Below are 25,423 nucleotides of genomic sequence, written 5' to 3'. Positions count from 1 at the left end.
ACTTGGACCGTCCGATCAGTCGATCAATCCGATCGGTTTCACTCGCTGAGCGCCTTGTCGACCACGGCACCGGCCTCGTCGAGCACCTTGTCCAGCGCCTCGGGAGAGACGAACGACTCGGCGTACACCTTGTAGATGTTCTCTGTGCCGGACGGACGGGCGGCGAACCAGTTGTCCTTGGTCGTCACCTTCAGACCGCCGATCTTGGCGCCGTTGCCCGGGGCCTCGGTCAGCTTGGCGGTGATGTCCTCGCCGGCCAGCTGCGTGGCGGTCACGTCGCTGCCGGACAGGGTGGCGAACTTCTGCTTCTGCTCGAGCGTGGTGGGCGTGTCGATGCGCTTGTACCAGCTCTCGCCGAAACGCTCCACCTGCTCCTGGTGCAGCTGGGCCGGGTTCTTGCCGGTCTTGGCGGTGATCTCGGCGGCCAGCAGGTCGGGGATCAGACCATCCTTATCGGTGGTCCACACACGGCCGTCGCGACGCAGGAAGCTCATGCCGGAGCTCTCCTCGCCACCGAAGGCCACCTCGCCCTTGAACAGCGGGTCGACGAACCACTTGAAGCCCACCGGAACCTCGACGAGCTTGGCGCCGATGGAGGCGGCCACGCGGTCGATCAGGGAGGAGCTCACCAGCGTCTTGCCGATGCCCGCGCCAGCCGGCCAGCCGGGACGGTTGCCGCCGAACAGGTACTCCACAACCACGGCGATGTAGTGGTTCGGGTTCATCACGCCCCAGTTCGGGCAGACGATACCGTGACGGTCGGCATCAGGATCGGTGCCGCCGACCAGGTCGTACTTGTCCCACGCGCCGGCGTTGAGCTCGTCGACCAGACCCTTCATCGCGTACGTGGAGGAGGGGTCCATGCGGATCTTGCCATCGTGGTCGATGGTCATGAAGCGCCAGGTCGGGTCGACCTCGGGACGCACCACGTCGATGGACAGGTTGAACTTCTCGTTCATGAGCGGCCAGTAGTTCACCGAGGCGCCGCCCAGCGGGTCGATGCCCAGACGCACGCCGCTGTTGCGGATCACGTCGAAGTCGATGACGTTGCCCAGATCGGACACGTAGTGGTCGCGGAAGTCGAAGCGCTCCACCAGGTCGGACTTGACGGCCTGCTCGAACGGCACGCGCTTGACGGACTTGTAGTCGCCGAGCAGCTCGTTCGCACGGGCGGCGATCGCGTTGGTGGTCTCGGCCGGAGCCGGGCCGCCGGTCGGCGGATCGTACTTGAAACCACCGTCGGTGGGCGGGTTGTGCGACGGGGTGACCACGATGCCGTCGGCCAGATCATCGCCGCTGAAGCGCTGAGTGCCGTCGGCCGCGCGGTTGTGCGTCAGGATGGCCTGGGAGACCACGGGGGTGGGGGTGAAGTCGTCGCGGGAATCGATGCGCACGCGCACGCCATTGGCGACCAGCACCTCGATGGCGGTCTTCCATGCCGGCTCCGACAGGGCGTGCGTGTCACGACCGATGTACAGCGGTCCGGTGACGCCGTCCTTCTTACGGAATTCGGCGATAGCCTGCGAAATGGCAACGATGTGTGCCTCGTTGAACGAGGTCTTCAGGCTCGATCCGCGGTGGCCGGACGTGCCGAACGACACGCGCTGCTCGGGAACCGAGGGATCGGGGACGAGGTCATAGTACTTGCCGATGACCTCATCGACATTGATCAGATCTTCTGGGGTGGCGGGAAGTCCCGCATTTTTAGCAACCATAAGACCATCTTGCCACACGAAACTGCGCAAACGCGTGCACGAAATGAACAATCACTGTCGTGCCGGCGAAGAAAACGGGATAAGTTTGTGGTGGGTCAATGGCGGACACAAGGGAGCAGCGAGGGAGATCGGACCATGGCGAGCGAACGTGATACGGCGCGGGCGATCATCGCGGCCATCGGGGGAGCGGGCAACGTTCGCGGACTCACGCATTGCGCCACCCGTCTGCGGTTCGAACTGGCCGACGCGACACTAGTCGATCAGGCGGCGATCGACGCCAATCCCGCGGTACTGGCCGGATTCCCCCGTCAGGGCGACCGGTATCAGGTGGTCATCGGCGGTGATGTGGAGGACATCTACCATGCCGTGATGGCGTTGCCCGGCATGACCGATGTCGACGCCGACGACGTCGAAACCGCCGACACGGGAACTACCACAGACGACGCAACGCTCGACGAGGCCGTATCCGACACACCCATCCCCACATTCACCGCATGGCGGGAACGCGGCGCACGATGGCTGACATGGTTCTTCGAATACCTATCCGATTCGTTCCGTCCGATCATCGGCGTGCTGCTTGGGGCCTCGATCATCATCGCCATCGTCAATCTGGCCACCGCGTTCGGCATGACCGTCGGCGGCGACGATTCGCCCGGCGGGACGTTTATCACCGTGATGTGGAAGGGCGTGTTCTATTTCCTGCCGATCATCGTCGCGTATAACGCGTCGCGCAAGCTCAAGGTCGACCCCTGGCTGGGCGCGATGATCATGGCCGCGTTCATGACACCGCAGTACACGGGGCTCATGGATCTGCCGACCGCGTCCTGCTCGGTCGACGCGACGATGGGAATGCGATCGTGCGTGGTGCAAGTGTTCGGCGTGCCGATGCTGGTGAGCGACTACAGCGGCAACGTGTTCGTGCCGTTGCTGATGGTGCTGGCGCTCGCCGGACTCTACCACGGTCTGCGCCGCGTGGTGCCGGCCAACATGCGCATGGTGTTCCTGCCGTTTCTGAGCATGGCGGTGATCACGCCGCTCACCGGATTCGTGATCGGACCGTTCGGTGTGTGGCTGAGCAACGGCATCTGCGCGGCATTGGCATGGCTGAGCGTGCATGCGCCGTTCGCGTTCGCCGTGCTGCTGCCGTTGATCTATCCGTTCCTGGTGCCGGTGGGACTGCACTGGCCGCTCAACGCGCTCATGCTGATGAACGTGCAGATGCTCGGCTACGACTTCATTCAGGGGCCGATGGCCGTGTGGAACTTCGCCTGCTTCGGTTCCACGGCCGGCGTGCTCATCGTGTCGTTGCGCGAGCATGACAAGGCCATGCGGTCCACGGCGTTGGGCGCGCTCACTGCCGGGCTGCTCGGCGGCCTGACCGAGCCGAGCCTGTATGGCATCCATCTTCGGCATCGTCTGATCTACCGTCGAATGCTCGCCGGTTGTGCTGCGGGCGGCGTGGTGATTGGCGTGCTGGGGCTCATGTTCCCCTCGGTCACGCCGTCGGGAACGGTGGTGCACGTGGTCACCGCCAGCGCGTTCGCGTTCACGTCGCTGCTGACGATACCGGTGTTCGACCCGATGTGGGTGTATATGGTGTCGATCGGCGTGGGATTCACGGTGCCGATGCTGCTGATCATGGCGCTCGACTATCGCACTCCGGAGGAGCGCGCACGCATGCGCGCGGCCGGCGCGGACGCGGATTCGGCCGATGACGATACGTCTGCGAACGATGACGGTACAGAGAACGATGACGATGCGGGGAACGATGGCAGTGGAACGGCGAAGACCGTCGAGACACCGTCCGCCAAACCTGGCGAGCCCATCAAATCCGTCGAGTCCGTCGAGCCCATCGAGGACGGTGTCACCCTCATCGGATCCCCCGTGCCAGGCCGCACGGTCGCGCTCGACGACGTGGACGACCCCGTGTTCGCTTCACGCGCTCTCGGCGAAGGCGTGGGCGTGCTGCCGTCATCCGATCCCGTCAGCGGCGTGGAAACGCCCGTGATCGCACCCGTGTCGGGCATTCTCAAAACCGTGGCCAAAACCGGGCATGCGTTCGGTATCAAAACCGACGACGACATCGAGGTGCTGGTGCATATCGGTATTGGTACAGTGAAGATGCAAGGCACGGGTTTTGCCATGATGGCGTCCAAAGGAGCACGAGTGAGAGCCGGTGATGTGTTGGCGACGGTTGATTTCGGCCGCATTGTCGATTCCGGATGCAATGCGGTGACGGTGATGACCGTGACCAACAGCAGTCGGATGGCAACGGTCTCGCCGGTACTCGACGTCATGCTGCAACCGGGCGATACGGCGATCAGAGTGGAACGCTGACGGCATCGGATAGCGCTGACGATACTGAACGATCAACGACATGCACTGAACGACATGGGATGAAGGGAACAGGGATTCGGTATGGAAATACTTCGCGTGTTCAACAACAACGTCGTGCTCGCCAAGGACGATGACGGTGGCGAGGTGATCATCACCGGTCGAGGCATCGGCTTCCAAGGCAAGCCGGGCAAAAGGATCGACCCGGCGAGCGTGGTGCGCAAGTTCGTGCCATCGGACGGGCGTGATCCCGACCATCTGGCGCAGATGCTCACTGACATCCCGCCGGAGACACTGCGTGCCGTACTTGAATCGATGCGCGAGGCCGGACTGGACGAATCCGAGCTGGGCAGCACCACGCTCGTCGTGGCGCTCGCCGATCACGTGGACAACGCCGTGGCGCGCATCCGCAAGGGCGTGCATATCGCCTACCCGCTGATGGGCGAGGTGCGCAACCTGTACCCGCGTGAATACGTGCAGGCGCAGATGCTGCTCGCCGCGTTGAACAAGCGGTTCGACGGCGTGCTGCCGGACGAGGAGTCAACCGCGCTGACCATGCATCTGGTGAACGCCGGTTTCGCATCGGGCGATCTGACATACACGTATACGATGACGGGCGTGATCCAGCAGATGCTGGCGATCATCGAGCAGAGCTACGGTGTGAAACTCGACCAGTCGTCGGTGAACGTGGGACGGTTCATCACGCATCTGCGGTATCTGTTCGTGCGTATCCATCAGCACAAGCAGCTGGAATCCGAACCTGATCCGATCGTGTCCGCCATCCGGAACTCCTATCCGGAGGCCATGCAGTGCGCGTCGCGTATCGCCTCGGTGCTGGAGCTGCGACTCGATGCCGACATCACCGAGGACGAGGTGGCGTATCTGGCGTTGCACGTGGCGCGTGTGGCGGGCAAGGCCGCGTGACCGGGCGGCCCGACGTTCGTTTGATGGCGCTGATAATGCTACTTGTGCTGACTGGCGGTCGTCCATCCGTATTGACGACCGCCTGACTGTACTGTGATCATCCGGATGTGACAGGATATTGCCGGAACTGTTCCGGATGGGTCAACAGAAAGGACCGCTATGCTTTCCCGTTCCGTGAAGGTCGGCACTCCGCTCGGACTGCATGCCCGCCCGGCCGCGTTGTTCGCCCAGGCCGTGCAGGATTCCGGGTTCGAGGTGCGCATTGCCACGCCGGCCGGGGAGGCCGACGCCGCCAGCACGTTGGAGATCATGATGCTGAATGTGGACGGTGCCGACACCGTCACCGTGAGCGTGAACGACGATTCCGCCGAGGCGCAGCGTGCGTTGGACTCGCTGACCGCGCTGCTCTCCAGCGACCTTGACGTCAGACCTTGACGTCAGAAGGGCTCCCAGCGTCTCCTGACGTCAAGGCGAACCGGTCGGTTTCGGTTCAGTTTGTGATTCGGGTTTGGTTGTGTTCAGTCTGCTGACTGGTGTTGTGCGGACTGTTTGTCGGCATGGTCACCGGCGTCGTCCTTGCCGTCCTTGTGTTCGGTTTTCGACGGGTCAGTATTTTCAGCATTCGCGGAATTCTCGGCCTTGCCGTCCTTGCTTTCCGGCACGTTCACCGGCGCGATCACGCCCGTGGCGTCGGATACGGTCGCGGGCACCTCGGGTACGCGCACGCACAGGGCGCGATGCTGCACGCTGAATTCGATCAGTGACGTCTTGCCCAGAATGTCGCCGTCCACTTCGGCCAGAGCGGGCTTCTCCAGACGAATACGGGCGCGGACTCCCTGGATCTGATCGACGGACGAGTTCGTCGACAGCGGGTTCTGCCCGGGCTTGCCCATGATCGTCTGATGCACCACATCGCCGAACAGGTTCGCCCAGCCGATCAGACCGCCGGTCGTGTCGATCAGTTCGAAGTCAAGGATGCCGTCGTCGTACGAGGCTTCCGGCATCAACGAAAAACCGGGAATCTGGCCGCAGTTGCCGGCCATGAACGTACGGAACGAGATGTTCTTCGACGTCTGTTCCTTGCCGTCCGTGCCGATGATCGTCACATCGCCGTGATAGTGCGGCGTGAACAGGTTCTTCACGCCGCCAACGAAATACGCGAGCCAGCTGATGTTCTTCTTCAGCGCGGGATCGGTGTCGTCGATCATCGCCGCGTCGAAACCGATGCCGGCGATGATCAGAAACGCGTGCTTGCGTTCCGGCTCATCTGAATCCAGCAGCGCCATACGGCCCATGTCGACCTTGCGGGAGCCGTGCGACGTGGCCACGGTGAGTGCGGCCTCGACGTCGCCGAGTGGAATGCCCATATTGCGGGCGAACAGATTGCCCGTGCCGATCGGCACGATGCCGAACGGACGATCCGTGCCGGCCACCGCGCTGGCGGACGTGCGTACCGTACCGTCGCCGCCCACCGCCACGATGGCGTCCGCGCCGCGTGCCATGGCCTCGCGAGCGCAATCGCGTCCGTCCTTGTCGAGCTGTGTCTCCACGATCATCGGTTCGGCAAGGTGATGCGATTCAAAGAATTCGAGGATCTGCTGCTTGACCTCTTCGGCACCGGGCTTGGACGGGTTGAGAATGAACGCGTAATGTACCGGTGCCTTGTCCCTCTGCACGATGGCCGTCGCCAGCCGATGCTTGCGGTACGCCTGCACGGCGAAGAAAACGACAACGCCGATGACGGCGACCACGACGATCACGATAAGCGCGATCCACAGGGGGGACAACGATGACAACATATTCCCATTGTGTTATCCGATCGGCGTGCAAATCCGCAACGGCTCGCAGATTTCTTCCGTTTTCCCACAAAATCCGCTGCATCCAAACGTTGTCCCAACTCGGGCGATACTTGTGCAAATACCGCGGACGGGCCGAAAAATCAACGGAAAGAGCGTTGCTGTCCGTGTCTCATGTGGGCGTTAACGTAAACCGTATGCTTGATATTCAATTCATCCGTGAACACGCCGACGTTGTCAAGGAATCGCAGCGCAAGCGTGGCGAATCCGTGGAACTCGTGGACGAGGTGCTGCGTTCCGACACCGCCCGTCGCGAGGCGCTGAAGGAATTCGAAGCCGCCCGCGCCGAGCAGAAGGCCATGGGCAAGAAGGTCGCCTCCGCTCCGGCCGACCAGAAGGCCGCGATCATCGCCGAGACCAAGGAGCTGGCCAACAAGGTCTCCGAATACAAGGCCGAGGCCGACAAGGCCGCCGAGGAATACACCTCCGCCATGTGGAAGCTGTCCAACATCGTGGAGCCGGAAGCCCCCGAAGGCGGCGAGGACGACTACGTGGTCGTCAAGAAGATCGGCACCCCGCGCGACTTCGAGGCCGAGGGCTTCGAGCCGAAGAACCACCTCGATCTCGGTGTGGGCGTGGCCGGCATCGACATGCGTCGCGGCGTGAAGGTCTCCGGATCCCGCTTCTACTTCCTGCGCGGAGCCGTGGCCCGCATGGAGATCGCCATGCTCACCATGGCCGTGGATCAGGCCGAGGAGAACGGCTTCATCACCACCATCACCCCCACGCTGGTGCGTCCCGAGGTCATGGCCGGCACCGGCTTCCTCAATGCGCACGCCGATGAGATCTACCGCCTGCGCGAGCCCGATGATGACTACCTGGTCGGCACCTCCGAAGTGGCGCTCGCCGGCATGCACGAGAACGAGATCCTGAATCTGGAGAACGGCCCGCTGCGCTACTGCGGCTGGAGCTCCTGCTACCGTCGTGAGGCCGGTGCCGCCGGCAAGGACACGATGGGCATCATCCGCGTGCACCAGTTCAACAAGGTGGAGATGTTCGTCTACTGCAAGCAGGAGGACTCCCGCGCCCAGCATCAGGCGCTGCTCGGCATGGAGCAGCAGATGCTCGGCAAGATGGAGCTGCCGTACCGCATCATCGACACCGCGGCCGGCGACCTCGGCTCCTCCGCGGCCCGCAAGTTCGACTGCGAGGCCTGGGTGCCGACGCAGGGCCGCTACCGCGAGCTCACCTCCACCTCGAACTGCACCGAATACCAGGCCCGCCGCCTCAACATCCGCGAGCGCACCGAGGACGGCTCCACCCGTCCGGTGAGCACGCTGAACGGCACGCTGGCCACCACCCGCTGGATCGTGGCGATCCTCGAGAACCACCAGCAGAAGGACGGATCCATCGTGATCCCGCAGGCCATGCGTCCGTACATGGGCGGCCGCGAGGTCATCGAGCCCACCTCCTGGGAAGCCTGATTCCGATTCCGGAGTATCCGTCGGATCCGAGTCTTGAATTCCCTCCCCTTCCCGGGGAGGGAATTTTTTGTTGTGCCTGTTCAGGTCAGCGATATCCATCCCAGATGGGGGAGGGGAAGAGCCGTTCTTCGCATGCGGCCCAGAGCTCGGTCAATGGCGTACTGGTGTCGTGCAGCCATTGCACCTGAATGCCGTCCATGGTGGCGTCGCATACGCGCATGGTGGTGTGGAGGTCCACGCCGGGAGGAATCTGCCAGTCGGCACGGCCGGCCCAGGCCAGCGTTTTATTTTCTCGTTTGATGAAGTAGTCGTGTGCGGGGTGTGATGGTTCCAGTGTCTCCGCATTGAGCATGCTGAACAGCTGCACGAATACGGGACGCTTCTCGTTGACACGTGCCAGTAGGCGGTAGTAGGCGGGCAGTGGCGTGGGGCCTTCGTATTCCGGGTTACCGCGGGTGTGGCGGTTGATGAAGCTTACGAATTCCGGAGTCTCGTCGTAGCGTTCGGTGATGATCAGTGTGAGCAGGTTCTTCTTGTTCTTCACGTAGTAGAGCAGATTCTGCTTGCTCATGCCGGTCATGTCACTGATGCGGTCGAGCGAAGTTCCATAGAACCCGTATTTGGCCATCAGTTCCGTAGCTGCATCGAGTATCGTGTCGAGACGATTGTCGAACTTGCTCATGATGGCTGCTCTCCCATAGTGTCGTGATGAATGTGGCCGGCAACGGTGCCAGTTGTATATTAGCGTACATAACTTTTACCTAACGGTAAAGTCCGATATGAGAAGTGTGTGATACCGCAGTGGTTTTGTGATGTTAATGCGTGATTGCTTGCCGCCTATGTAATGCGTATATATGGTTGGACACGCCTCATATTCTAACGTTCTTGCACTTTTTTACCATCTGGTATATTTTTTACGTACGGTCAAATTTTACTCAAGTAAAAATGAGTGTTGGTTGTACAAGCCCGATTGACGATTCGACTGATTGATCAACCAATCTGATCATTTGGTCGCGGGATGCGAGGGGTCGAAGCAGACCTACCGCGTCAGGGCATGGGAAGGATGCGCTTCGCCGCCGGCGAAGCGGCTCATATCAAAGGAGTGGATGAGCATGACAGACTCGCAGGCAAAGCATACAGAAGCAGGACTCGAACAGCCCGATGGGGCGATCAGCGCGCACGATGCGATCGAAGCCCTTGCCAGCCAACCCATCACCATGGCGCAGCGCGCGCGATTCCTCACCGGATTTCTGCTGTGTGGCATCCTGTGGTATGCGCCATTCGCCGCGGCCATCGGCATCCTGCTGCCGCAGCGGTTCCTCGATGACGGCGTGGGTAACCCTACCGCGCTCGTGGCCCAGCTAAACTCCATCGGCGCCTTCGTGGCGCTTGCCGCCAATCTGCTGTGGGGCACCCTGTCCGATCGCTCCCGTTCCCGCTTCGGTCGTCGGTCGCCGTTCATGATCGTCGGTGCCGCTCTTGCCGGACTGTTCCTCTGGCTTACCTCCGTCGTCGGCAGTCCCGCGCTGATCATTCTGTGCTGGTGCGGAGCCCAGCTGTTCCTCAACATGCTGCTCGCCCCGTTCCTCGCCGTGTTGTCCGACCGCGTGCCGGAGAACAACCGAGCCAGCATGTCCGCCGCCTACGGCCTCGGCGTGACCGTCGGCCAGTCCGTTGGACAGATCGTCGGTGCCCAGCTCATCCACAACCTTGGTTTCGGTATCCTGCTGTCGGGCGTACTGCTCGGCGTCACCGGCCTGCTCGTCGTGGTCATCTGGCCCAAGGAGCCCTCCGCGCAGAACCTACCTCGCACCAACGAAGGCTTCGGCTCGCTCATCAAGGCATTCACCCCGCCCACCAAGAACTGCCGCGACTTCTACCTGGCTCTGTTTGGACGTCTGTTCATGGTCACCTCCATGTACATGATCGTCAACTACCAGCTATACATCCTGCAGCAGTACATCGGACTCGACGCCACTGGTTCCGCCACCGTGCTGTCTGTCACCGCCGTGATCATCATGATCGCCTCGCTCATCGCATCAGCGGTCACCGGTCCGCTCTCCGACCTCATCCAGCGACGCAAGGCCCTCGTGATCGGAGCCGCCGTGATCATCGCCATCGGCTTCCTCATCCCCGCCTTCGCGCCGAGCGTATGGGCCATGTATGCATGGTCCGGCCTGTACGGTTTCGGATACGGCGTATACAACGCCTGTGATCAGGCACTCAACGTCGACGTACTACCCAGCAAAGCCGAAGCCGGCAAGGATCTCGGCATCCTCAACTTGTCGAACACGGTCGGTCAGATGGCCGGTCCGGTCGCCACATCAATCATCGTCATGGCGTTCGACAGCTACCAGCTCGCCTTCCTCATCGGTGCGATCGTGCTCGTGATCTCCTGCGTGTTCATCGCCCTGATCCGCAAGGCCAAGTAACCCAATCAATCCCAGCACACACCATCATCAAAACAGCGCAAAGGAGCACATTATGGTCAACATCAACGAACTCACACTCGAAGAAAAGGCGACCCTCACCTCAGGCGCGGACGCCTGGCATCTCACCGGTGTGGAATCCAAGGGCATTCCCGGATACATGATCACCGACGGCCCCCACGGCCTCCGCAAGATGAAGCAGTCCACCGGCGCCTCGGGACTCTATGATGCCGTACCCTCCACCTGTTTCCCGCCAGCCGCTGGCCTCGCCAACTCGTGGAATCCCGAACTCGCGCGCGAGGTCGGTGTGGCCATGGGCGAGGAATGCGTGCAGGAGAAGGTGGCTGTCATCCTCGGACCCGGCGTAAACATCAAACGCAACCCGCTGGGAGGTCGTTGCTTCGAATACTGGTCCGAGGACCCGGTGCTCGCCGGCCGCCTGCCCGCCGCGCTCATCGAAGGCGTGCAGTCGCAGGGCGTCGGTACCTCGCTCAAGCACTTCGCCGCCAACAATCAGGAAACCGACCGCATGCGCGTCTCCGCGCGTATCACCGAGCGCGCGCTGCGCGAGATCTATCTGGCTGCATTCGAATACATCGTCAAGCATGCCAAGCCGTGGACCATGATGTGCTCATACAACCAGATCAACGGAGTGTTCTCCTCTGAAAACCAGTGGCTGCTCACCACGGTGCTGCGCGACGAATGGGGATATGATGGCATCGTGATGAGCGACTGGGGTGCCGTGCATGACCGTGCCGCATCCGTCGCCGCTGGGCTCAACCTCGAAATGCCTCCCAGCAACACCGATGATGACGTGGTGATCGCCATACGTGAGGGACGCCTTGACGAACGACAGCTCGATCGCATGGCGCAGGGCATGCTCGACCTGCTCGAGAAGACCCGTCCCGCCATGGAACGCGACTACACGTTCGACGTGGCCGCCCACCATGAGATCGCCCGCCGTGCGGCGCGGGAATCCATCGTGCTGCTCAAGAACGACTGTGGCATCCTGCCGCTCGCCAAGGATGAGAAGATCGCCGTCATCGGCGAATTCGCCCGCACCCCGCGGTATCAGGGCGGAGGATCCTCCCACATCAACCCCACCCGCATGGTCTCCTTCCTCGACGCGCTCGCCGAACGCGGCGTGGTGACCGACTTCGCTCCCGGTTTCACGCTCGACGATGCCAAGCAGGATGGTGCGCTGACCGGCGAAGCGGTCGCGGTGGCGCAGAACGCCGATAAGGTGGTCATGTTCCTGGGGCTACCCGACAGCGCTGAATCCGAAGGCTACGATCGTACGGACATTGACCTGCCGGCCAAGCAGATCGAAGTGCTGCACGCCGTCTCCGTGGTCAACCCCAACGTGGTGGTCGTGCTGTCCAATGGTGCTGTGGTCTCCGTGCGTGACTGGCAATCCGACGCCAAGGGACTGCTTGAAGCATGGCTGCTCGGCCAGGCCGGCGGCGAAGCCATCGCCGATGTGCTGTACGGCGACGTGGACGCCACCGGACGTCTGTCCGAAACCATTCCTCTGGATATCGAAGACAATCCGTCGATGGTGAACTTCCCCGGCGGTGAAGGCTATGTGGACTATGGCGAAGGCATCTTCGTCGGCTACCGCTACTATGACAGCCGCGATCTTGAAGTCGCCTATCCGTTCGGTTACGGACTGAGCTACACCGCATTCGAGATCGGCGATGCCAAGGCCACGGTGACCGGCCCGACCAGTGCGACCGTGAGCGCGGTCGTCACCAACATCGGCGATCGCGAAGGCTCGCAGGTGGTGCAGGTGTACGTGGCGCCGAACCACGATTCGTCCGCGGTACGCCCCTGCCATGAGCTCAAGGCATTCGCCAAGGTGGATCTCAAGCCTGGTGAAAGCAAGACCGTGGAGTTTGATCTTGACGATCGTGCGTTCGCCTACTGGTCCGAGCGCTACGAGGACTGGCACGTGGAGGCCGGCGACTACACGATCGAATTCGCCTCCTCGTCCCGTGACGTGAACGATACCGTTTTCATCACGCTCGACGGCGACGGCAAGGCCCTTCACCTGACCGACATGTCCACGGTCAAGGAATGGCTCGACGACCCGCTCGGTTCCGCGATCTTCAAGGCTCGTGCGACGGAATTCGAACAGGACGGTTCCACGTTCTGGCCCGAGGACGAGGTGAACGCCATGTTCTTCCTCACGGTGCCGTTGAACAGCATCACCACCTTCGTCGGCCCCAAGGGGCGTTGGTTCAAGGAATCCGTGCTCGCCGACTATAAGGCGGCGTTGATCCGGTAATGGAGTAGCGGAGTAGCTGAATAGCGAAGTCGGATCCTGGTTTCGCCTGCTTCCGATGAGAATCGCACTATTGCGCAAGCGCTGGTTCCGTTGTCTTGGCTACGACGGGGCCGGCGTTTTTCTTGTCAGGAGACAGCGTTATTTTTTACGTGTCCCTATAGGATGATCTCCGTTCGCAATCGCATGGACGGAGACGTATGTGGAAGAGATCACCATATGACGCAGGAGTCGAAACTCGCCAGCCAGAAGAACGTCAAAAGCGAATCCTCCCGTGCGGCTGTTCAGTCCGCATCGGCCGCCGGCGCTCCGGCTCTGCGCGATGATCGGTTCTTCACCCTGCCGGTCATCTCCCTGATCGCCATGAGCTTCATGCTCGGCATGAGCGAATTCATCGTCGTTGGCATCCTGCCCGACATCGCCGAAGGTCTGAACGTATCCCTGACCACCGTGGGCGGACTCGTCTCGCTGTTCGCCTTCGTCTACGCGCCCGCTACCCCGATCGGCGCATCGATCAGCTCCCGGTTCGAACGATTCCGCACGCTGCTGTTCCTCGCCATCGTGTTCCTCATCGGCAATATCATGTGCGCGTTCGCCGTCGGCTACGGCATGCTCGTGACCGCACGAATCGTGATCGCACTGATCTCCGGCACCACCGTGGCCGTATCCATGACCTTCGCCGACGACGTGGCCACACCGAAGAACCGCACCAAATTCGTGGCCTGGGTGTTCTCCGGATTCTCCATCGCGTCCGTGTTCGGCGTGCCGATCGGCACATCCATCGCCAACACGTTTGGCTGGCGATGGGCATTCCACGTCATCAACGTGCTCACCGTGGCACTGATCGTGCTCATGTGCGTCGTATTGCCGAAGAACCACTACGGCCCCAAGTCGCGGTTCCTCGCCCAGTTCTTCATCTTCACCGAGAAGCGCATCTGGGGCGGCATCCTCGCCGTCGTGTTCGCGGCCGCTGCCAGCTACGTGTTCTACACGTATCTCACGCCAATCCTCGAACAGGAGATCGGCATTCCCTCGCAGTACATCTCGGTCGCGCTCGCCGCATACGGTCTGGCCTGTCTGGCAAGCAACCTGTATGGCGGCAAGCTCGGTGACCGTGGCCGTGGCGTGGTGCCGCTGGTCAAGGGGCGTCCGATCTACCTGATCCAGGCGGTGTTCATGGTCGCACTGCCGTTCGCCGTGCTCAACCCCATCATCGGGTGCGTGGTGCTGCTGGCCCTCGGTTTCCTCATGTATCTGCAGAACACGTCGTCGCAGGTGCTGTACATGGACGTGGCCGCGGCCACCCATCCCGGATCGCTGAATCTCGCATCCTCATTCAACTCGATGTCGTTCAACATCGGCATCGCCTTGGGGTCGGCCGTCGGCGGTCTGGTGACCGACCACATCGGCATGCGCTGGCTCGGCCCGTTCGGTGCCATCTTCGCCGTCTGCGCGTTCCTCACCGCCGTGTGGCTGAACGTGGACCTCAAACGCCGCGAGGCCGCCCAGAACAAGTGAGCGAACACCGATCGGTTTGGCGAACCGGCCGCTTTGCATTATGATGGTTCGCGTGCTTTTGCGTTCGGGGAACTCCCGCTCGCAAATTCCGTGGACAGATGTCTGAGCGGTCTAAAGAGACGGTCTTGAAAACCGTTGTGGCGCAAGCCACCACGAGTTCGAATCTCGTTCTGTCCGCGATTGGGCTCCTTGGCGATTGCTGAGGAGCCCTTTGCATATGCGCTGATATGTGCTACGCGCCGCTGCACGTCGGTCAGCCCAGCAGTCGCATCGAACGACTCACCCAGTCGAGCAGCCAACGATACGGAGCATTGAGATCATGATCGGCGATCGCAATACGAATCGAGTTGTCGTCGATACTCAACTCCATCATCCGGGCCTCATCGTCATGCCCGTCGCGTACGCACACCTCCAGCAGATCGCTCTTCGTCGGCAGGAACCGCCCCGTCCGCAGATACTCGATGATCTGCAGGGAGAAGAAGAAATGCTTGTACGCAGCGTGCAACGTCTCCACGCAGGATTCCAGATCATCGCCATGACGCAGAAACGCATTGTTCGTCAGATGATACAGACTCGCCAGACTGGCCTGCGCGCCCAGCACGGTGTCACGCGGCTCCATGCTCGGCAGATTGTTCTCCAGACTGCCGTACCACGTCTCCGTGCCCTGTGCGAACTGAAACAGCTCATACATCGGCCAGTGCGCCAGCTGCCGCCGGCCGGACGCGAACATCACCACGCGCTCGCCGTACGGCAGATCGCGGATCACCCGTCGTAGCGTCGACAGGTCGTCGATATCCATGTCGTTGAGAATGACGAGCAAATCGATGCCGCTGTCCGGATTGGCCTCGCCGCGCAGATAACTGCCCTGCAGCCCCACACATCGCAACGAATCGCCAAAAGCATCACACAGCGCGGCCACCACCTGCGGTCGCCACGTGTACAGATCGATCAGACTTCGTCTCATGAGGCCAGTCTAGGCCCGGCGTGGCATGACGGTGCGTGCTAGTGTCGCCGATATGAGTGATATGAGTGGGAACAATCATGATCGCGACGGATTGAACGTCGTCTTTGACTTCTGCGACGTGCTGCTCAACTGGGATCCCCGGGGTGGCACGTATGATCTGCTGACCGCCGAGTTTGGCATCGACGCCTGGCGGGATTTCTACGATGAGGATGCGCCGTACGGCATGTGGCATTACGACGGTCTGCTCGACGGCGGTCTCGACCCGGCCGAGGCGGCGGCCGACTACCGGACGCATCATCAGGGCGATCCGTGTGAGCGCATGTTCGACGTGTATTACGCGCATCGTGAGCAGGCGTTCCGCGGCATGATCACGGGCATGGATACGCTGCTTGTCGATCTTGACCGTCGTGGCGTGCCGATGTGGGGATTGACGAACTTCACGCAGGACGCCGTGGACTTCGCGATGGGGAAGTACCCGTCGTTGCATCTGCTGCGTGACGTGGTCGTCTCGTCCACCGAACGGCTGAAGAAGCCTGATCGTCGGATCTATGAACTGGCCGCGGAACGATTCGACATCGATCCCGGACGGTCCGTGTTCATCGACGACAAGACATGGAATGTGCACGCGGCGCAGGAGGCAGGATTCCGTTCCTTCGTGTTCACCAACGCGCTTGACGCGCGTGCCCAGCTTGCCGGGTTCGGCGCGTTCTCAAGATGAGAAGGGTTGCGGGGGTGCAACCCTCAACCCTACCCTCAACCTTCAACTACTTGATACCTGACTATCTGCGCCACAGGCGGCGGATCACATCGTGCCAGACCACATGGGCGGTGGTTGCGGCCGTGAGCAGGGCCGCCGCGAACACCTTCGGACGGCGCAGCTGATTGCGTACCGAAGCGCCATCGGTCATGAGATGATCGCCGATGAACACGCGCAGTTCGTTGCCGCTGTGGCGGCCGATCAGTTCGCCGAACGTGAGCATGCGGGAGTCGTAGGCGGCCGGATCGTCCTCGTGGAACACGAACAGACGGATGCCTCGCAACGCCGATTTGGGGCCGTAGGATTCGAATCCGCAGGTGGGGGCGTAGCCCAGATCCATGCCATCCACATGGCCGATGAACGCGTTCTTGTGATCGTGGCCGGTGAACAGGGCGAAATAGCCGCCGGCGTTGCGCATGGCGTCCACCTCGCCGCAATCCTCATCCGGGCATCCGATCGATTCGCCGAGTATCGCGCCGGGACGGCAAATGGACTCGTCGATCACGTAGCAACGGTGGGCGAAGGCGCGCGTGCCCTCCACGGCGTTGGGCGTCCACGCGGGAACCTGCCTCAGGCAGCGGTAGAACTCCTGCGGGGGAATATGCTGGAACACGATGGACGGTACCGGCGCGTTGTCGCCGTTGGCCTCGCCCAGATGACGCTGCACGTCACCGAGCCACTGCAGGGCCTCGGGGCTGGGGGAGCCGTAGCCGGCGCTGTCGGCCAGATCGATGGTCCTGGAATGCCGGGCGTAGAGCTCGTGAGTGAAGGAGTGCAGCGCCTGCGGAGTGCCTTCCATGTAGGAGGCGGGCTCGCCGTCCTCGTCCCCGGCCTTGCCGGCGTAGTCGCCGGAATTGACCATCATCACGCTCATGGCGATGCGATCGCTGCCATCCGACGCCGCGATGGGCAGGGCGAACGTGCCGGGCTCGCAGGTCAGCGGGTTGGTGTTGGCGTTCGTGTCGGTGTGCGCGTCGGTTTTCGGATTGAGGCAGCCGTCGAACTCGCGATACATGTCATCCTGCTCGTCCACGAGAATGCCGCACTGGAAGTCATGATTGCCATACGTGGCCGCGAATGGCACATGCGCCTCGATCGCAGGCGACAGGAACGATGCGAAGGTGCGACGAACCTTCTGTCGGGTGGCGTCCATGGCGGCGGCCAGCAGCGCCTTGTGATCGGCGGCGTCGGCGTCCACATCGGGGCCGGACTCGTCCATCGGCGTGATGCCGCGTACGCGGGCCTCAAGTTTGGTCACCGAACGGATATGCTCGCCGGGCTCATCGTCACGACGACGCAGGAACGTGTCAATGTAGGCGGGATCATATCCGCGGATCTGATCGCCGGTGAGCACGATAAGATCGGGATCTCCTTCCGCGATCGCCGCACGAATCAGGCGGATAGTGTCCTCATTGACGTCAGGACCGTCCTGAATATCGGCCATCTGCAGCACTCGGAACGTGCCGTTTTTACGAAATCGAAGATTCATATTTATCCACTGTATTACGGGGGATGAAGGAATATACGGCTGTGTGCGAAGTCGAAAGCTGCTGTTTGCCTTCCATACATATTCAAAAAATCACACAACTGCAATGTACGCCATAATGACCGTTGGAATTCCAATGCTCCAATTCGGGTACATTGCAGTTGTGTGATTTTTTCTCCGTTAGATGTTGCGATCGGACGCCCAACGGATCAATTCGGCCCGATTCGACAGCTGCAGTTTGCGTAGCACGCGCGAGGCATGGGTTTCCACGGTCTTGATGGAGATGAACAGCTTGGCCGCCACCTCCCGATACGTGTAGCCGCGGGCGATCAGACGCATCACCTCGCGCTCGCGAGGAGTGAGCTGGTTCAGCTCGTCATCGTATTCAGCGCGGGGTGTGGACCCTACGTTGGCCGTGCCGTTGGACGATCCGGGATCGCCGGTGTTCGCCGCTCCGGCCTGGAACATGGACAGCACGAATCCCGCCAGCTTTGGCGAGAACACCGTGTACCCCTGCGCCACCTGATGAATCGAGGAGATCAGATCCATACGCGAGATCGTCTTGGTTACATATCCCAGCGCCCCGGCTCGAATCACCGAGCCCACATCCTGGGCGGAATCCGACACCGACAGCGCCAGAAACGCGGAATTCGGCGAGGCCTTGCGTGACTTCAGAATGATCTCCGCGCCTCCGCCGCCCTCTCCTCCCGGCACGTGCACGTCAAGCAGCACCACATCCGGCTTGGTCTGCGTGATCATCGCCACCGACCCCTCCACATCCGCCGCCTGACCGACCACATCGAACCGATCGCCGAGAATCGTGATCACGCCGGCGCGAAACACCTCATGATCATCCACGATGGCCACGGTGATGTGCTCATCGGGCTGAGTACTGTCCATCATTGCCTCGGACATCGTCGTCACCCTTCCTCCCATTCTTCGCGCGGCTCATGATTCCGCACGGTTCCGCATGATTCCGCACGGTTCCGTACGATCCTGTGCGTCCTTCATGACAGTCCGCCGACAATCGGCATATGCATATGCACTTCGGTGCCGAGCCGGGCCGACGAATCGATATCCACATGCCCGCCGCGCCGACGCACACGGCCCACAATCGACTCGCGCACCCCCAGCCGGCCTTCCGGAACCAGCGACGGATCAAAACCATCACCGTGATCCTTCACATACACATCAACGCCGTCGTCCATCACCTCACAGTACACGCTGATCGGCGGCCGGCCATGACGGCTGGCGTTCGTCAACGCCTCACGTGTCGCCTCCAGCAGAGCGGTGAGCGACTCATCGGGATGCGCGTCGCCCACGGTCACGGTTTCGATCGTCGTGCCGGTGCGAGCCTCCATATCGGCCACCACGTCCTTGAGCTCCGCGGCGAACGACTGGGCCGCCACCGCGCGCTTCTGATACAGCCAGGAACGAAGTTCGCGCTCCTGCGCATGGGCCAGCTGCCGCACGATCGCCGGATCGTCGGCGTTCACCTGAATCAGCGACAGCGTCTGCAACACACCATCGTGCAGATGCGCGGCCATGTCGGCGCGCTCCTCCTCACGCTCCTTCGCCGCGCGTTCGTCGGCAAGACGACGGGTCATTTCGGCGATACGAGGACGGATCATCATCGCGCCGGCGGTCATCAGCATGATCACGCAGACGATGATGCGCAACGGTATGCCACGGGAATCCTCATACCCGATCGACGAGGCGAATGCCAGCAACGCCAGCATCAGGAACGAACATCCGGTGACCAGACTGATCCTGCCGGAAGTCCGCGGATACCGGCGAAGCGACCAGTCGGCGAGCACGCCCGTGGCCGCGAACAGCAGCGTCAGCACGGGCGACGATTCGTGAACCAGCATGCCCACGATCGCCGACACGGGAATCAATGCCGTGTAGGTGGCGACGACCACTGAAATCGTGGACGCGTCGTGCAAAATGTCGGCGAATGATCGGGCTCTTGCGCCTGCTCCTGCGCCTGCACTTGCGTTCGCATTCGACGGTTCGTCCATCTCAACGATCCGCGCGTTGCCCCTGGCCAGTGGCAGTTGCGCAAAGTCCGGCGGCTCGTGTGAGGATGCGCGTGGATCGCCACGCGGAACGAACTCCCACAGGAACACATACAGCACCAGACTGAAACCGAATACCGGCGCAAGCAATACCATCAGCGCGCGTACCAGCGGCGTGGGCAGACCAAGGTGAGCGGCCAGTCCCGAACAGACGCCACACAGCAATCCGCCGTGCCTGCGGTCGGGACGCAGCAGCGGTGCGGACGCGAGTGCCAGGGGCGTCGCCGTTTCGTTGACGGTGTTGCCCAGCCCATCGTCGTCCCGCCCATGCTCGGCGGCCAGTCGGAGGGCATCGGCTCGCGGCATCACACGCATCGGGGAATTCCATACGATCATCATGATTCCAGTCCTACCGTAGTCAACGTCAGGCCATGCCGATTCCCCAACGATGTCAGGCAAAGATCAGGCAATCATCGCCAAATGTCAGGCAAAGATCAGGGCGAACCCTCATAGACGAGTGATACGAGAGCGTGGTCTCATAAAGGTATGAACAACGACAAGACAACGAACTCAAAGACGGCCGGATCCGCGACCGGGAAGCGTCCCGGGACGTCGGCCTCCGATACATCCGGTATCCATGCCGGCGCTCGCAACGATGACGCTCAGACCGCCGCATCGTCGCAGTCTGCGCAGCATAATCCCCCCAAACAGATCCGATTCTTCCGCTGGGTGCGGGCCAGCGCGGTGGAGCGCTCGCCGTACCGGTGGATCGGCGGCGTGTGCAGTGGCATCGCCTATCGCATCGGCGTGAGCGAACTGCTGATCCGCGCCGTATTCGTGGCGGCCTGCTGTTTCTTCGGCGTAGGCGCGGCGGTGTATGCGCTGGCATGGTTGATTCTGCCCGACGGACGCACCGGACGCATTCTGCTGCAGGACTTCGGTCATGCCAAACTGTCGTGGCCATTCGTCGGCGCGAGCGCACTGTTCTGGACCGCGTTCATTACGGCGTGCAGTCTGCCGTCGTCGCTGATGGGCGGGGCGGTCCGCGGCATGAGTGGATTCTGGATGTTCTGCATCGCCACGGCAGTGCTGCTGATGTTCCTGAACTGGAGCGGATCGCACGCGCAATATGTGGTGGTGCCGTCCAGTCGGATTCGTCCGGTTTCAGGCGGACGCGGCGGTAGCGCTGGCAACGGTGATGACAGCGTTGAGAACAGTGTTGATGACGGTGTTGATGACGGGCGGCCCGCCTCGGCGGTCTCATCCATCCCGATTCCCGTCATGAACGTTGACCCGTCGGTTGGCTCATCTCCGACGACATCCGCGGCCGCGTCGTCTACGATGCCGCGCCCGACCGTCCGGCGTCCACGTCGACGCCCCGCCGGATTCATCGTGGTCGGCGTGACCTGCGGCCTTCTGCTGATTTCGCTGGCCGGCGTGCTGCTGACGAACGTCGTCGCGCAGACGAGTCAGCTGGATGCCATCCGCAATGTGCTGCTCTGGGTGTGCGCCGCCGCGCTCGCAATGGGTGCGACGCTGGTGGTGCTCGGATTCCTCGGCCGCAAGTCCGGCGGACTGTTGCCGATCGCCGCGCTGTTTCTCGTCGCCGTGACGGTGCTGTCGATGTCCGGAATCATGTATGCCGGCACGTTTTCCGCCGACGAATCGCACTATCCCGTTCGGAAAACAGTCTCTTCGAACCTTGAGTTGGGGTCCGGCGACGATCAGATGCAGATGTATCGTGACGGTCTGACGTTAAGCGGCGAGCGCTCCTTCAATCTGTCCAGTCGCGCGACGATCAATCTCAGTCAATTGCAGGAATGCCCGACCGGTACCATTCACCTGCACGTGGAATATGCGAAACTCGTGGTGCGCATGCCCAAGGGATGCAGTTTCCTGCTGGGCAACGAATCGATGGGGTACATGACCGGTATCGATGGCCTGCAGGGTCTGTCCTCGAGTTCGCCGTGGCTGAGTCGATTCACGGATCACTCATACGACGATCTTGCCAGCGGCCAGGTGTCCGCCGATGCCGCGGGTTTCCAGTCTGACAGTGTTGACGGCGCCGATAGCGCGGGCAGTGCCGATAGCGCTGACAGTGCCGATTCGAACGGCGAGTATTCCGATGGGGACGCATACGATCTGTCGTCGGACAACACCTACTGGTCCTATGACGACACCAAACTGCTCAGAATCGACGCATCCATTCATTTCGCCTCGGTCGAGGTGATCGCCCCCAAGTCCTGATTTGCCCTGATTCCCGTCCTGATCGTGCTCGCGAATTCGTGTGTTGCATGCAGTCGTTTCGTGTTCGTGGACGACAACTGCAAACGCACGATCACACAGCCGATCGCACGATGACGCACATCATCACATACCCAATTGCACACCATCAATCGTTCGAATTCAGACAACACACATGAATTCGAATTCGAACCTGAACCCAAAGCTAAGGACTGTCATCATGGCTTCTGCATCATCCAACCGCAAGTCCGACACCGACCCCACCGGCAACCCCGCTTCCGCATCCCTCGACAATGTTCCTGTATTGTCCGCCGACGATTCCGTCTCGTCCGCGAATCCCTTTGCCGCCAATGCGGCCAAAGTACCGCTGTTCTCCGCGGATTCCGTTAGCACCGTTGAACTGCCGAAAACCGCGTCTGGCAGGTCCGGCGATACCGTCGATACTGCCAGTGATCTTCCCCCCACCACGCCGCTGCCCGTCACGTCGTCTGATGCACACGCGTCGGCTGCGCACGAGGTGGCGCCGACGATGACAATACCGGCGGTGACATCGTCGGACGCAGCGTCGCAGTCCACGGCATCGGCGGCAAAGTCAACCGCGACACGAACCGCCGAAACCGTGCAGGCCGCGTCCGACGTCCCCTATACTGGGGAATTCCGTGCCGACGCACCGGCCGAATCCACGATTCCGATTCCAGGCAAGGCTGTGCGGCTCACTGTGGACGGCGACGATAACTCTGGGGATAATTCCGCGACGCGATCCGATACCGTGCACACCCCTGCGCATAATTCTGGGGATACCGACAACAAGGCCACGACTGCACTCGCGACCGAACCAGACAAGGAACGCAACGAATCCGAGAAAACCGAAGAATCCTCCCCGTGGAAAACCGGTGTCAGCGCGCTGACCGTCACCTTCGGCCTGATTCTGCTCATGCTCTCCAGCATCGGCTTCCTTGCCGTCTACCGCTTCCCTGAGCCGGTGTTCTCCGCGCAATCCGGTTCCATCGACGCCATTCTGCTGGCGGTGCTTCTCGCCGTCTCCGGACTTGCCCTCATCGCGGGTGTTCTTATCCGTACATTTCATCACGTCCGGGCGGTAAGCAAGTGATCAGGTGCGGACGTGGCGGAACGCTACGGATCGTGGTTGAGAGCGCTGGAGTGTTGGAGCACTGATACGAAACGCGTACGGAAACGAACAGTGCCCTACCGAGTACAGACGGTAGGGCACTGTTCGTCTCGCGTATCAGCGAATCAGATCAGAGCAGATCAAGTCAGATCACAGCACGCCCTGGGCGACCATGGCGTTGGCGACCTTGACGAAGCCGGCGGCGTTGGCGCCGAGCATCAGATCGCCCTCGTGACCGTACTCCTTGGCAGCGGCCAGGGACTCGGACACGATGGTCTCCATGATGTTCTTGAGCTTGGCGTCCACCTCTTCGAAGGACCAGCTCAGGCGGTAGCTGTTCTGGCTCATCTCCAGACCGGAGACGGCCACGCCACCGGCGTTCGCAGCCTTGGCCGGGCCGTACAGCAGGCCGTTCTCCTGGTACACGGCGATGGCCTCCGGGGTGCTCGGCATGTTCGCACCCTCGACGACGACCTTGCAACCGTTGGCGACCAGAGCCTTGGCGGACTCCTCGTTGATCTCGTTCTGGGTGGCGCACGGCAGGGCGATGTCGCACGGCACGGTCCACACGCCGGAGCAGCCCTCGTGGTACTCGGCGCCGTCCACGCGCTCGGCGTACTCCTTGATGCGGCCGCGCTCGACTTCCTTGATCTGCTTGACCACGTCGACGTTGATGCCGTTCGGATCGTAGACGTAGCCGTTGGAATCGGACACGGTGACGACCTTGGCGCCCAGCTGCTCAGCCTTCTGCGCGGCGTAGATGGCCACGTTGCCGGAACCGGAGATCACGACGGTCTTGCCTTCGAAGGAATCGTTCTTCAGCACGCGCAGCGCCTCGGCGGTGTAGTAGCACACGCCGTAGCCGGTGGCCTCGGTGCGGGCGAGCGAGCCGCCGAACTCCAGGCCCTTGCCGGTGAGCACGCCGGAGTATTCGTCGCGGATGCGCTTGTACTGGCCGAACAGGTAGCCGATCTCACGGCCGCCCACGTTGATGTCGCCGGCGGGAACGTCGGTGAACTGGCCGATGTGACGGCACAGTTCGGTCATGAAGGCCTGGCAGAAGCGCATGACCTCGGCGTCGGACTTGCCCTTCGGGTTGAAGTCGGAGCCGCCCTTGCCGCCGCCCATCGGCAGCGTGGTCAGGCTGTTCTTCAGGATCTGCTCAAAGCCGAGGAACTTGATGACGCCCTCGTTCACGGTCGGGTGGAAACGCAGACCGCCCTTGTACGGTCCGATGGCGGAGTTGAACTGAACACGGTAGCCACGGTTCACCTGCACCTTGCCCTCGTCGTCGACCCAGGCCACGCGGAACTTGACCACACGCTCGGGCTCGACGATGCGCTCGAGAACGCCGTTCTTCTCGTACTCGGGGTGCTTCTCGACAACCGGCTCGAGGGTCTCGAAGACCTCGCGCACGGCCTGCAGGAATTCGGGCTGGTCTCCGTCGCGCTGTTCCACCTGTGCGTAGACGCGCTTGAGATACTCGTTGTTCAGCATCATGCTCCTTAGCATGTTGGGAGTCATGCCGCCCTCGATTTCCCCCGTCATCGATAAACGCGACAGTCATGGACGGGCGGCGATGCTCTGATTGATGAAACATCCTCATCATAAAACAGGATGTCCAGCAAAGGAAGGGGGTGGTGACGTTTTGTTGGACTTCGTTGTCTGAATGGTCGTTCAGAACGATATCACATGTGTTCAGGCGACGAGCCCGAGCTGGATGCGCTTGTCCATGATGCTCATCCCGTATTCGAGTTTGATGCGCTTGTCCCGGTACCAGACCATGTACTCGTCCAGCATCGCAATGAACTCGTCGATCGTGACGCCCTGGAAGCTCCTCTTGTGGAAGAACTCCTGCTTGAGCCGGCCGAAGAACCCCTCGGCGGCGGCGTTGTCCGGGCTGCAGCCCCTCGCGCTCATCGACCTCGTCAATCCATGATCCGTGCAGATGCGAATCCATTCGGGCCACCGGTAGTGGCATCCCCGGTCGGAGTGGATGACGGGCGTCTGACCGGGTTTGAGCGTGGCGCACGCGTCCTCGAGCATCCCATTGGCCAGCGCGGCGTTGGGGCTGGTGCCGATCGTCCACGCGACCGGCATGCCGTCGTAGCAGTCGATCACCGGCGACAGGTACACCTTGCCCGCGGGGATCGAGAACTCGGTGATGTCGGTGACCCACAGCTCATTCGGATTCGCGGCGTGGAAGTCGCGGTTGACGAGATTGGCCGGCGCGCCGCCGATCTCTCCCTTGTAGGAGCTGTAGCGCTTCGCGCTCTTGAACACCGGCACCATGCCATGGCGGGTCATCAGCCGCATGACGCGCTTCGCGGAGACGACGATG

19 protein-coding genes and 1 tRNA gene are annotated in these 25,423 nt (G+C 61.7%); 11 read left to right on the top strand and 9 right to left on the bottom strand.

Translation table 11 applies throughout. The features are described 5' to 3' along the window. Positions 1-38: 38 nt before the first annotated feature. Complete coding sequence (pgm, locus tag BTIS_RS07920; RefSeq protein WP_094664328.1) at positions 39-1,715, bottom strand: phosphoglucomutase (alpha-D-glucose-1,6-bisphosphate-dependent); 1,677 nt, start codon at positions 1,713-1,715, stop codon at positions 39-41. Between the two features lie 135 nt (positions 1,716-1,850). Here pgm and BTIS_RS07915 point away from each other — a divergent pair, with 135 nt between their 5' ends. The 3 genes from BTIS_RS07915 to BTIS_RS07905 all read left to right on the top strand — a co-directional run bounded on the left by BTIS_RS07915 (position 1,851) and on the right by BTIS_RS07905 (position 5,408). Further along, a complete protein-coding gene (locus BTIS_RS07915) occupies positions 1,851-4,052 on the top strand; it encodes a glucose PTS transporter subunit IIA (protein ID WP_094664326.1) in 2,202 nt (733 codons plus the stop codon). A gap of 81 nt (positions 4,053-4,133) precedes the next feature. Beyond that, positions 4,134-4,973: a PRD domain-containing protein gene (locus BTIS_RS07910; protein ID WP_094664324.1), complete on the top strand. Its 840-nt coding sequence runs from the start codon at positions 4,134-4,136 to the stop codon at positions 4,971-4,973. A 159-nt stretch (positions 4,974-5,132) separates the two neighbouring features. Beyond that, the gene (locus BTIS_RS07905; RefSeq protein WP_094664322.1) at positions 5,133-5,408 is read left to right on the top strand and encodes an HPr family phosphocarrier protein; all 276 of its coding nucleotides are present in this window, start codon (positions 5,133-5,135) and stop codon (positions 5,406-5,408) included. 83 nt (positions 5,409-5,491) lie between these two features. On the opposite strand, the gene BTIS_RS07900 is transcribed toward BTIS_RS07905, so the two are convergent. After that, positions 5,492-6,772: a diacylglycerol/lipid kinase family protein gene (locus BTIS_RS07900; RefSeq protein WP_094664320.1), complete on the bottom strand. Its 1,281-nt coding sequence runs from the start codon at positions 6,770-6,772 to the stop codon at positions 5,492-5,494. Positions 6,773-6,966: 194 nt separating this feature from the next. On the opposite strand from BTIS_RS07900, the gene serS reads away from it, so the two are divergent. Next, on the top strand, positions 6,967-8,253 hold the full coding sequence (serS, locus tag BTIS_RS07895) for a serine--tRNA ligase (RefSeq protein WP_094664318.1): 1,287 nt from the start codon (positions 6,967-6,969) through the stop codon (positions 8,251-8,253). An 85-nt stretch (positions 8,254-8,338) separates the two neighbouring features. Here the strand turns inward: serS and BTIS_RS07890 are convergent, their stop codons facing one another. Continuing rightward, positions 8,339-8,935 carry a TetR/AcrR family transcriptional regulator gene (locus BTIS_RS07890; protein ID WP_094664316.1) on the bottom strand — a complete coding sequence of 199 codons (597 nt, stop codon included), beginning with the start codon at positions 8,933-8,935 and terminating at the stop codon, positions 8,339-8,341. A gap of 430 nt (positions 8,936-9,365) precedes the next feature. Here BTIS_RS07890 and BTIS_RS07885 point away from each other — a divergent pair, with 430 nt between their 5' ends. The 4 genes from BTIS_RS07885 (at position 9,366) to BTIS_RS07870 (ending at position 14,661) form a co-directional block, all read left to right on the top strand. After that, a complete protein-coding gene (locus BTIS_RS07885) occupies positions 9,366-10,685 on the top strand; it encodes an MFS transporter (protein ID WP_158216875.1) in 1,320 nt (439 codons plus the stop codon). 52 nt (positions 10,686-10,737) lie between these two features. Then, positions 10,738-12,969 (top strand): exo-alpha-(1->6)-L-arabinopyranosidase, encoded by a 2,232-nt coding sequence (locus tag BTIS_RS07880; RefSeq protein WP_094664312.1) that lies wholly within the window; start codon positions 10,738-10,740, stop codon positions 12,967-12,969. Between the two features lie 360 nt (positions 12,970-13,329). After that, positions 13,330-14,484: an MFS transporter gene (locus tag BTIS_RS07875; protein ID WP_245819381.1), complete on the top strand. Its 1,155-nt coding sequence runs from the start codon at positions 13,330-13,332 to the stop codon at positions 14,482-14,484. Between the two features lie 92 nt (positions 14,485-14,576). Next, a tRNA-Ser gene (locus BTIS_RS07870) sits at positions 14,577-14,661 on the top strand. Between the two features lie 76 nt (positions 14,662-14,737). Here the strand turns inward: BTIS_RS07870 and BTIS_RS07865 are convergent. Continuing rightward, on the bottom strand, positions 14,738-15,448 hold the full coding sequence (locus BTIS_RS07865) for a nucleotidyltransferase family protein (protein ID WP_094664308.1): 711 nt from the start codon (positions 15,446-15,448) through the stop codon (positions 14,738-14,740). Between the two features lie 61 nt (positions 15,449-15,509). Between BTIS_RS07865 and BTIS_RS07860 the strand changes: the two genes are divergently transcribed. Continuing rightward, entirely contained in the window at positions 15,510-16,166 is a 657-nt protein-coding gene (locus BTIS_RS07860) for an HAD family hydrolase (protein WP_158216874.1), read from the top strand. A gap of 61 nt (positions 16,167-16,227) precedes the next feature. On the opposite strand, the gene BTIS_RS07855 is transcribed toward BTIS_RS07860, so the two are convergent. From BTIS_RS07855 to BTIS_RS07845, 3 genes are all read right to left on the bottom strand, one after another. Further along, on the bottom strand, positions 16,228-17,694 hold the full coding sequence (locus BTIS_RS07855; protein ID WP_094664304.1) for a metallophosphoesterase family protein: 1,467 nt from the start codon (positions 17,692-17,694) through the stop codon (positions 16,228-16,230). A gap of 177 nt (positions 17,695-17,871) precedes the next feature. Then, a complete protein-coding gene (locus BTIS_RS07850; RefSeq protein WP_245819379.1) occupies positions 17,872-18,606 on the bottom strand; it encodes a LuxR C-terminal-related transcriptional regulator in 735 nt (244 codons plus the stop codon). 92 nt (positions 18,607-18,698) lie between these two features. Next, positions 18,699-20,108, bottom strand: a complete 1,410-nt coding sequence (locus tag BTIS_RS07845) for an ATP-binding protein (protein ID WP_094664302.1) — start codon at positions 20,106-20,108, stop codon at positions 18,699-18,701. Between the two features lie 147 nt (positions 20,109-20,255). Here BTIS_RS07845 and BTIS_RS07840 point away from each other — a divergent pair, with 147 nt between their 5' ends. Both BTIS_RS07840 and BTIS_RS07835 read left to right on the top strand, forming a co-directional pair. Further along, positions 20,256-21,956: a PspC domain-containing protein gene (locus BTIS_RS07840; RefSeq protein ID WP_094664300.1), complete on the top strand. Its 1,701-nt coding sequence runs from the start codon at positions 20,256-20,258 to the stop codon at positions 21,954-21,956. Positions 21,957-22,173: 217 nt separating this feature from the next. Further along, positions 22,174-23,064, top strand: coding sequence for a prolipoprotein diacylglyceryl transferase (locus BTIS_RS07835; RefSeq protein WP_094664298.1), 891 nt, complete (start codon positions 22,174-22,176; stop codon positions 23,062-23,064). Between the two features lie 168 nt (positions 23,065-23,232). On the opposite strand, the gene gdhA is transcribed toward BTIS_RS07835, so the two are convergent. Both gdhA and BTIS_RS07825 read right to left on the bottom strand, forming a co-directional pair. After that, positions 23,233-24,579, bottom strand: coding sequence for an NADP-specific glutamate dehydrogenase (gene gdhA, locus BTIS_RS07830; protein ID WP_094664296.1), 1,347 nt, complete (start codon positions 24,577-24,579; stop codon positions 23,233-23,235). 201 nt (positions 24,580-24,780) lie between these two features. Continuing rightward, a partial coding sequence (locus tag BTIS_RS07825; protein WP_143248911.1) for an IS3 family transposase occupies positions 24,781-25,423 on the bottom strand: 643 nt, incomplete at its 5' end.

Origin of the sequence: Bifidobacterium tissieri (genome assembly GCF_002259645.1) — a bacterium.
Classification (GTDB): domain Bacteria; phylum Actinomycetota; class Actinomycetes; order Actinomycetales; family Bifidobacteriaceae; genus Galliscardovia; species Galliscardovia tissieri.
The sequence above is the reverse complement of the archived record's forward strand: the minus strand, read 5'-3'. Positions and strand labels throughout refer to the sequence as shown.

Bases quoted from the DNA above. Each gene is read 5' to 3' on its own strand.
- BTIS_RS07845 (WP_094664302.1), bottom strand. From the start codon at position 20,108: ATGATGATCGTATGGAATTCCCCGATGCGTGTGATGCCGCGAGCCGAT.
- BTIS_RS07850 (WP_245819379.1), bottom strand. From the start codon at position 18,606: ATGTCCGAGGCAATGATGGACAGTACTCAGCCCGATGAGCACATCACC.
- BTIS_RS07865 (WP_094664308.1), bottom strand. From the start codon at position 15,448: ATGAGACGAAGTCTGATCGATCTGTACACGTGGCGACCGCAGGTGGTG.
- gdhA (WP_094664296.1), bottom strand. From the start codon at position 24,579: ATGCTGAACAACGAGTATCTCAAGCGCGTCTACGCACAGGTGGAACAG.
- BTIS_RS07840 (WP_094664300.1), top strand. From the start codon at position 20,256: ATGAACAACGACAAGACAACGAACTCAAAGACGGCCGGATCCGCGACC.
- BTIS_RS07855 (WP_094664304.1), bottom strand. From the start codon at position 17,694: ATGAATCTTCGATTTCGTAAAAACGGCACGTTCCGAGTGCTGCAGATG.
- pgm (WP_094664328.1), bottom strand. From the start codon at position 1,715: ATGGTTGCTAAAAATGCGGGACTTCCCGCCACCCCAGAAGATCTGATC.
- BTIS_RS07885 (WP_158216875.1), top strand. From the start codon at position 9,366: ATGACAGACTCGCAGGCAAAGCATACAGAAGCAGGACTCGAACAGCCC.
- BTIS_RS07835 (WP_094664298.1), top strand. From the start codon at position 22,174: ATGGCTTCTGCATCATCCAACCGCAAGTCCGACACCGACCCCACCGGC.
- BTIS_RS07875 (WP_245819381.1), top strand. From the start codon at position 13,330: ATGAGCTTCATGCTCGGCATGAGCGAATTCATCGTCGTTGGCATCCTG.
- BTIS_RS07890 (WP_094664316.1), bottom strand. From the start codon at position 8,935: ATGAGCAAGTTCGACAATCGTCTCGACACGATACTCGATGCAGCTACG.
- serS (WP_094664318.1), top strand. From the start codon at position 6,967: ATGCTTGATATTCAATTCATCCGTGAACACGCCGACGTTGTCAAGGAA.
- BTIS_RS07860 (WP_158216874.1), top strand. From the start codon at position 15,510: ATGAGTGGGAACAATCATGATCGCGACGGATTGAACGTCGTCTTTGAC.
- BTIS_RS07880 (WP_094664312.1), top strand. From the start codon at position 10,738: ATGGTCAACATCAACGAACTCACACTCGAAGAAAAGGCGACCCTCACC.
- BTIS_RS07915 (WP_094664326.1), top strand. From the start codon at position 1,851: ATGGCGAGCGAACGTGATACGGCGCGGGCGATCATCGCGGCCATCGGG.
- BTIS_RS07905 (WP_094664322.1), top strand. From the start codon at position 5,133: ATGCTTTCCCGTTCCGTGAAGGTCGGCACTCCGCTCGGACTGCATGCC.
- BTIS_RS07910 (WP_094664324.1), top strand. From the start codon at position 4,134: ATGGAAATACTTCGCGTGTTCAACAACAACGTCGTGCTCGCCAAGGAC.
- BTIS_RS07900 (WP_094664320.1), bottom strand. From the start codon at position 6,772: ATGTTGTCATCGTTGTCCCCCCTGTGGATCGCGCTTATCGTGATCGTC.